We start from the raw sequence: 7,095 nt of genomic DNA, 5'->3' as shown, positions 1-7,095 counted from the left end.
TTTAGGAGGACTGAAAATGCAAAACTTAAAAGCAAGAGAAAAAATATTTTTATTAATGTTAATTACCGGACCTATTTTATTGTTATTAAAAGTTTATAGGGTGATAAATCAAAATGAGCCCTTATTGTTAGCTTTTGATACATATGCATATATTTTCATTTTTATTTTCGCTTTAATAGGATATTTGAAAACTAAAAAAGAGTTAAATAAAAAAAGGAATTAGCAATTGCTAATTCCTTTTTTTATTGGGGGAAATTGGCAGCATTAACTTTCCATTCTCGTTAAATATATTGATTTTAATATTGGTCAGTTTCGGAGCTGTTTTTGTTATTACTTCTATTTTTTCTTTAGCTAAAATGAAAATCTTAATCTTAGCTTTGTATATCGTTTAATTATAATTCTTGGGTAAATCTGTGGTTCAATATTAGCCGTTATTGAGTTCATTCAAATTTTATTGATTAAGAAAAAAGCGACCGAGTAATCGGATCGTCTTTTTTTACTTTTGATTTACGGAAAAGATAGCCGAAGCCGGCTGTCTTTTCTTGCTCTTGAACTACTGGGGAATGACCGTCCATCGAGGACGAGCGACCCCATGCTTTTGAATTTAGGTGGTGCATCCAAAAGGATGATGCCACTTGCTTTTGACCTTCGCTCTTACCCTCGGAGAGCACACCTTTATGCAATAAAGTATAGTGTGCTATACTTTACCTGGAAGTTGACCGGAATAAGGGGGCGTGTTGTTGTGAGTTTTGCTGTGGTACGGATGCAGAAAATGAAGAGCCCGGATTTAAAGGGCATGCAATTTCACAACCAGCGAGAACGGGAAAGTCGGACGAATCCAGACATCGATCCGGACCGTGAACATTTGAATTATGATTTGCTGCATCAAGAAAAAATTGATTACAACAAACACGTGAAAGCCATCATTGAGAGCCAAAAAGTGAGCGAACGAAAAACCCGAAAAGATGCCGTGCTCGTGAATGAGCTGCTGGTGACGTCGGACCGGAAATTTTTTGATGGGTTAGATCCGGCTGAACAGAAACGGTTTTTTGAGGAAAGCCATAAATTGTTCTCGGAACGCTACGGCCAACAAAACATCGCGTATGCGACGGTTCACAACGACGAGAAAACACCTCACATGCATTTAGGCGTCGTTCCGATGCGCGACGGTAAGCTCCAGGGCAAGAATGTCTTTAATCGCCAGGAATTGCAGTGGATGCAGGAAGAGTTTCCGAAACATATGCAAAGCTTGGGATTTGAAGTGGAACGGGGCATTGCTTCGGACCGGAAACACATCGAAATGAGCCGTTTTAAGGCATTAACGCTCAATGAAGAGATTAAAACCCTGGAGAAGGAAACCGAAGCCCTGAGAAATGCCCTGACGGCTTCTAAGAAGGTCGATGAGCTGCAAGTCAGCAAACCCTCTCTATTTGATCGGAACCACGTGAAATTACCGGTGGAGGATTTTGAAGCCCTCAAAGCAAGAGCCCAAGCGACCGAAGCCATTGAAAGCACCATAGCAACACATGAGAAGCAATTTGATGACATGTTCGATGCGGTTGTCTCCAGTGATCGGAAACTGGATCAAGAGAAATCAAAGACCGAACGGCTGCAGAAAGAAAATAGCCAGTTGAAACAAGAAAATCAGGAGTTGCGAAAAGAAAATAAAACCTTGAGAAGCAAGTTAAATCTGTTGGTGGAGTTTGCAAAAACACACTTGGATAAATTCAAGGAATGGCAAAAAGAGCGTGAGCAAGAAAAACAAAAAACTATGGCTAGAAATAGAGACCAGGAGTTGGAACGCTGAACCGGCATCCATCTCTTTTTTTTATTTTCATTCTGTAGAATATTCATTAAGAAAATTAAGCTGTCCAAATTCGAGCAGGTCATTTACGATGAAAGAAAAAGGAGGCGATCAGCGATGGCCTTTCATGCACCGGAAGATATTGCAACGGTTCTCAATATCAAACCATCAACGCTTCGCAAGTATTCGTTATTGCTAGAACAAAGTGGATACACCTTCAAAAAGAATGCTCAAGGTCATCGTTGGTACAGCGATACAGATCTTATGGCGTTACGAAAGTTCATAACGCTCAAGGATAGCAGCGGAATGACTTTAGAAGACAGTGCAGATGCAGTTTTCTTATGGTCTAAATCAGAAAGCATAGCGCGCCAAGCTACGCTTTCTGAAGCGATACAAGACGACACAGAACGCCACGAAGCGACCGTAAATGAACTGACCATAGAGGAACGGCTGCTGCGACTGATTCAGCATCAGCAACAAACGATTGATCAGATGGCGCAAAGCATTCAAAAGCAAGAAGAGCAAAATGGGCAGATTTTAGAGGAAGTAAAAATGCTGAAAGGCAGTTTGCAGCCACTGGATGCGCCTTCGTCCGATCAACCAAAGATAGAGAGCTTAGAATCGTCCTCACAGCAGCCAGAAAGCGAACCAGAAACGGTCACACCCAAAAAGGACACCCGAGGTTTATGGGCAAGAATCTGGAACAAATAAAGGTACTGTTTTAGCGGAAACGAATGTAACTTAAGTGCAGTTAAGTTACATTCACTTCCTAGATGTTGTTTAGAAAGGACGGATATTTCTTGAATTTACGGTCATTGAACTGGACGAGATTTTGACGCTTCTGGAAAAACATCAGCCAGATAGCGACATAACGCATCGAAGTGATGTCCTGAGAATGGTCTTTATGAGAGAGAAACATAACAAAAGAAAGTAAAACAAATAAAAGCCATACCCGAATTTCCGGGTATGGCTTTTATTTTAATAAACCGAATATGAGAAGGATAGATCGACAGTTTTACGGTAATAATAGTCTGAACCAACTGTTGTTCCGAGTGAGAATCCGGCTGCTTCAAATCCGGCTGATGCAGATAATGAAGTTATAACTTGGATAGTTGTATCGCCGTAAACATTAATGCTAGCTGTTGGAAAACTACCAGTAGTGGAAACTGCATAAGCTGAAGCATTTTCTATCGTATGTCCTCCAGAACCAGTAAACCACCTAGTGTCTTGAACATTTTGAATTTGTGTAAAGCTACTTGTATTATAAACTTCAATTACGCTTCTAATCCAAGTCTGTAAACCATTGTCAGCATCGCTTGGGCGGTATCTTGTTATATTTCTTAAAACTGTATTACTCATCGCAGAAAATAATTCATTTTCATTCTCTACAAGTTCATCTTCTACAGCAAAAGTATCTAACAATTTTCCAGAACCCTTTTCAAATACTTCAATCTTACTAACCAATCCTTCTACTGATTTTTCAACATAGACGTCTGATTCGTTATATGGAATTTCAAATTCAATCCCACTAATTCTTTCTTTAAACGAATCGTTGTCTGTAGAAGTGCTCGCTGCTGAGAACGAAGGTGCTGCTAAAAGCAATCCAAAAACTAAGGCTACAAAAAATAAAGTTTTCCTTGCATTAAAAATATTACCACTCCTTTCCTATTAGAATAATTAGAATGTTACAATTATTTCTATATTATTTCAATTGATATCCATTAATTTCTACTAATGGAATATAGAAACCATGTTAATTTAAGTGTGCTACACTTATTTAAAGCAAAAAAAGGGGGTAGAAATCATGAATGAAATTACAACACAAGACTGGAATAACCTAGTTTCGAGCATAGGCTCTATCGCTGATAACACTCAAAGTAGTCTGCTTCGGGTTCAAAGTGAGATTGGAGTATTAAGTGACAGCTTAGTAATTACTAATATCCTTTTAAGTATTATTGCTGTGACATTTATAATTTCAGTAGTTAGCAGAATTTTTTTCAAAAAATAGCAGTACAAAAAAGGTCTTTTTAGAAAAAAGGCCTTTTTTAATTTCACCACGTGCAAATATACTACTCCTAATCCGGTTTTGAATGTAACTTAATAGCAAGTAAGTTACATTCAAAACCCCCATTCTATTGACTTCGCGAAAAAAACCAGCGAAACTGACATTACGAAAAAAAATGATACATTCAGATCGTTGATTCTACTGGGCTCGCTTTTCCTTGGCGGCGCTCTTTTTTCTTTTCTCGAAATTCCTTGAATAGGTCATTACATCCGTTTTTTCTAGAAATAATTGAACTAGCAGCTAACCGAAAGGAGCTTTCCATGACCAAACAAAGCGAAATCAAAGACGTCCAGCCGATCCGATCGCTCGAAAAGATCGAGGACATGAAATGGAGCTTGAAGAAATGGTGCAGCAAACGGGATTACATCCTGTTTCTTCTCGGCATCAATTCTGGCTTGCGTGTCGGGGATCTATTAAAAATCAAAACGAGCGAGATCCAGGGCAAGAAAGTGGTGTCGTTGCGTGAAGGAAAGACCGGAAAACGGCGGACCATCCACCTCGGCAACATTTACGACGAACTGGATGCCTATATTCGTACGTTAGAGGGCGCTGAATGGCTTTTTCCGAGTCGCAAGGGAAATGGACCGATTACGCGCGTTCAAGCGTACAGACAGCTTCAGAAGGCCGCACAGATGGTCGATATCTCGGTAGGCATCGGCACGCATACCTTACGCAAAACGTTTGGGTATTGGCATTACAAGCAATTCAAAGACATTGCCGAGCTGCAGAATATCCTCAATCATGCCCATCCGCAGATTACCTTGCGTTACATTGGCATCACCGATGAGCAAATTGAGAGCAATTTAAAAGCGTTTCGCCTGTAAAACTCCCAGCCTTTTTCTGCGGAGTTTTTTGTTTGTTATTTTTTCTAGCAACGAACTTGGTCTTCATTTTGTTCTTTTCTTATTTCTTTTCATTTTTTCAAAATGAAATTTTACTTATATATATTATCTTTTAAAAGATTAATTATATTAGTTATATTTAGGGTTACCTTTGAGCCTTAGAGCGCCAAGGCTTTGAAAGTTTAAATAAGTTTTTTACCCCTATCTATTAAGTTTTTTACCCCTCTTTTGTAAGTTTTTTACCCCTCTTTTGTAAGTTTTTTATTAAATATAAAACTTTTTAATTTGTTATTTATAAGTTTCGTCTTTACTGTTAAACTTAATTAAAAGGTGAAATTAATCTTAATAAAAGGAGTTACAAAATGGCGAGAATAAATTCTAAAAAACAATTAATTTCATATGAAAACTCTATCCGAAAAAGCAATGAATTATCCATGGCAAAACTGAACCAAGGTTTGTCATTAAATCAAATGCAATTACTAGCATTCTCCATTTACTGCACACAACAAGACGGTATTACCGAATTTCATAAGGTTGATTTTGAAAAGAAGTTTGATATAAAACAATATAAAACTGAAGATGCCAAAAAAGACTCTCAACGTATTTTAAGTTTACAAGTTGGTATGGAAGATTTAGAAAATGATGCATTCGAATACTGGAATGTTTTTCGGAAAATGAAATATGCTAAAGGACTTTTCCGTTTTACTTGGGCAGAAGAAATGATTCCTCATATTTTAGAATTAAAAGAAAGATACTATATTACAACCGACTTAACGATTGCCTCTAAGTTTAAAAGTAGCTTTTCATGGACTTTATATGATTACATAAAGGCTCATTATGGTTACTGGCATAAGCCAATTTCTAAAACTGGATTGATGAAGTTATTTGGAGTTGAAAATAAAAAAACGTATATAAACAATACTGGAGATTTCAGAAAAATGGTGCTTGATGTCGCTATTAGAGAAATTAATGAGCACACGGAATTAGATGTAAGATACAACGTTGAAAAAGAGGGACGTGCAATTGTAGGTTTTGATTTAATTTGGTCCAATGGACAAAAGTTGACCAGTGCTACTAAGAAACAGATCAAGGAAATCAAAAGCATCGTGGATATCGTTTTTGAAGATATGTTCGAGTATATGAATTTGGATGTTGAATCTGATAGGCTGCGTGCAAAAGATTTAATTCTAGAAATAGAAAATATGAGTGAATTCACGGATGAACCTATTTCTATAACGAATGAAAAGGCAAATATGTTGATTCAAAAAGCTGTATTGAATTTTAGAGAATTGAATAGATTACTTAAGAAAAATCATAAATCATTACCATCTAATAACTCTGCGAAAAAAGTAGAATTTTATAACTGGTTAGAAGATAAAAGTTAAGAAAAAATCGGTAAGTCGCTTTTGACTTACCGATTTTTTCTTGTTTTGCCATGAAGTATAGCTTCGGTTAAACCATTCTTCTTTGCTGTTGAACTACTGGGGAATGAACGTCCATCGAGGACGATCGGCCCCATGCTTTTGTCTTTGGTGGGGGCGCCTCACTGTTGAGGCAGCCACTTGCTTTTCACCCTGGGAGAACGCCGTAATCTCTGCAAGAAGTCTAGTCTATTTTATAAGCCCATGTGTACTCTTGTTTTATATACTGGAGCAAACTAATATCTCTAAAAAAAGATACCAAATTAATTTGGTATCTTTTTTTAAGTTAATTAATATTAGAACTTATAAATCTTCAATGTAAGTTATAGGTGTATTTCCAAAAGTCCGGTGATAGATCGTTGTAAGACTTGGGTTTACTCCACTTGCGTATACTGACACCCAATACATATTTTGACCACTGTAATAGGCTTCTCTTATTTGAGCAATTCCATCTCCCCCGAATGAAGTAGCCAAAGAGTTTGCTACTCCGGCGGGAGAACTTACACCACCAGCATATAGAACAGTATTTACAGCTGATAACCAACTAGAATAGTTTTCGTAATGATTTATAAGCTGACCTAATTGGTAATTAGTTACTGTTCCTTTGGCAGCGATAGGCTTGTCGACGCGCACAACTGTAGCCATTGGGGTAATAGTACCTCCACTGTTTAATGCAGCAGTGCTAGAAGTAGAAGTTGTGGCTTCTTGAGTAGGTGACTCAGTAGAAGCATGAGTGGCTTGAGTTCCTGAGAAAACTAAACCTAATGTTAGTAATGGAAAAATAACTTTCTTCATGATGAAGTCCTCCTTATTTTTTTGAAATTTTAGAGAAAATAAGTTACGGTAAACAGAGTAACACAAATTAATAGTTATTTTTACCAAAAATGTAATAAAAGGTGAATATGTCTACGATATATACATAAGAACATAAAGGATCATATTTGCAGGCATTATTACTCAATA

8 protein-coding genes are annotated in these 7,095 nt (G+C 37.3%); 6 read left to right on the top strand and 2 right to left on the bottom strand.

Going from position 1 to position 7,095, the window contains the following annotated elements:
• The 3 genes from J7I83_RS15835 to J7I83_RS15825 form a co-directional block, all read left to right on the top strand.
• Positions 1-223, top strand: a 223-nt coding sequence (locus J7I83_RS15835; protein ID WP_215102305.1) for a hypothetical protein, incomplete at its 5' end; no start/stop codon positions are given.
• 519 nt (positions 224-742) lie between these two features.
• Positions 743-1,807, top strand: coding sequence for a MobV family relaxase (gene mobV, locus J7I83_RS18155; protein WP_215102298.1), 1,065 nt, complete (start codon positions 743-745; stop codon positions 1,805-1,807).
• Positions 1,808-1,921: 114 nt separating this feature from the next.
• Positions 1,922-2,515 (top strand): MerR family transcriptional regulator, encoded by a 594-nt coding sequence (locus tag J7I83_RS15825; RefSeq protein WP_215102296.1) that lies wholly within the window; start codon positions 1,922-1,924, stop codon positions 2,513-2,515.
• Positions 2,516-2,782: 267 nt separating this feature from the next.
• Here J7I83_RS15825 and J7I83_RS15820 read toward each other — a convergent pair whose 3' ends face one another.
• Positions 2,783-3,406, bottom strand: a complete 624-nt coding sequence (locus tag J7I83_RS15820) for a hypothetical protein (protein ID WP_215102295.1) — start codon at positions 3,404-3,406, stop codon at positions 2,783-2,785.
• A gap of 202 nt (positions 3,407-3,608) precedes the next feature.
• Here J7I83_RS15820 and J7I83_RS15815 point away from each other — a divergent pair, with 202 nt between their 5' ends.
• The 3 genes from J7I83_RS15815 (at position 3,609) to J7I83_RS15805 (ending at position 6,096) form a co-directional block, all read left to right on the top strand.
• A complete protein-coding gene (locus J7I83_RS15815) occupies positions 3,609-3,812 on the top strand; it encodes a hypothetical protein (protein ID WP_215102294.1) in 204 nt (67 codons plus the stop codon).
• 317 nt (positions 3,813-4,129) lie between these two features.
• Positions 4,130-4,693 (top strand): tyrosine-type recombinase/integrase, encoded by a 564-nt coding sequence (locus J7I83_RS15810; protein WP_215102293.1) that lies wholly within the window; start codon positions 4,130-4,132, stop codon positions 4,691-4,693.
• 380 nt (positions 4,694-5,073) lie between these two features.
• Complete coding sequence (locus J7I83_RS15805; RefSeq protein WP_215102292.1) at positions 5,074-6,096, top strand: replication initiation protein; 1,023 nt, start codon at positions 5,074-5,076, stop codon at positions 6,094-6,096.
• Positions 6,097-6,435: 339 nt separating this feature from the next.
• Here J7I83_RS15805 and J7I83_RS15800 read toward each other — a convergent pair whose 3' ends face one another.
• Complete coding sequence (locus J7I83_RS15800) at positions 6,436-6,927, bottom strand: hypothetical protein (RefSeq protein ID WP_215102291.1); 492 nt, start codon at positions 6,925-6,927, stop codon at positions 6,436-6,438.
• Positions 6,928-7,095: the final 168 nt, after the last annotated feature.

This window comes from Planococcus sp. ISL-110, assembly GCF_018613575.1.
In the GTDB taxonomy this organism is placed as follows: Bacteria; Bacillota; Bacilli; order Bacillales_A; family Planococcaceae; genus Planococcus.
Note: the sequence above shows the minus strand (reverse complement) of the source record. Positions and strands in the feature narration are given on the sequence as shown.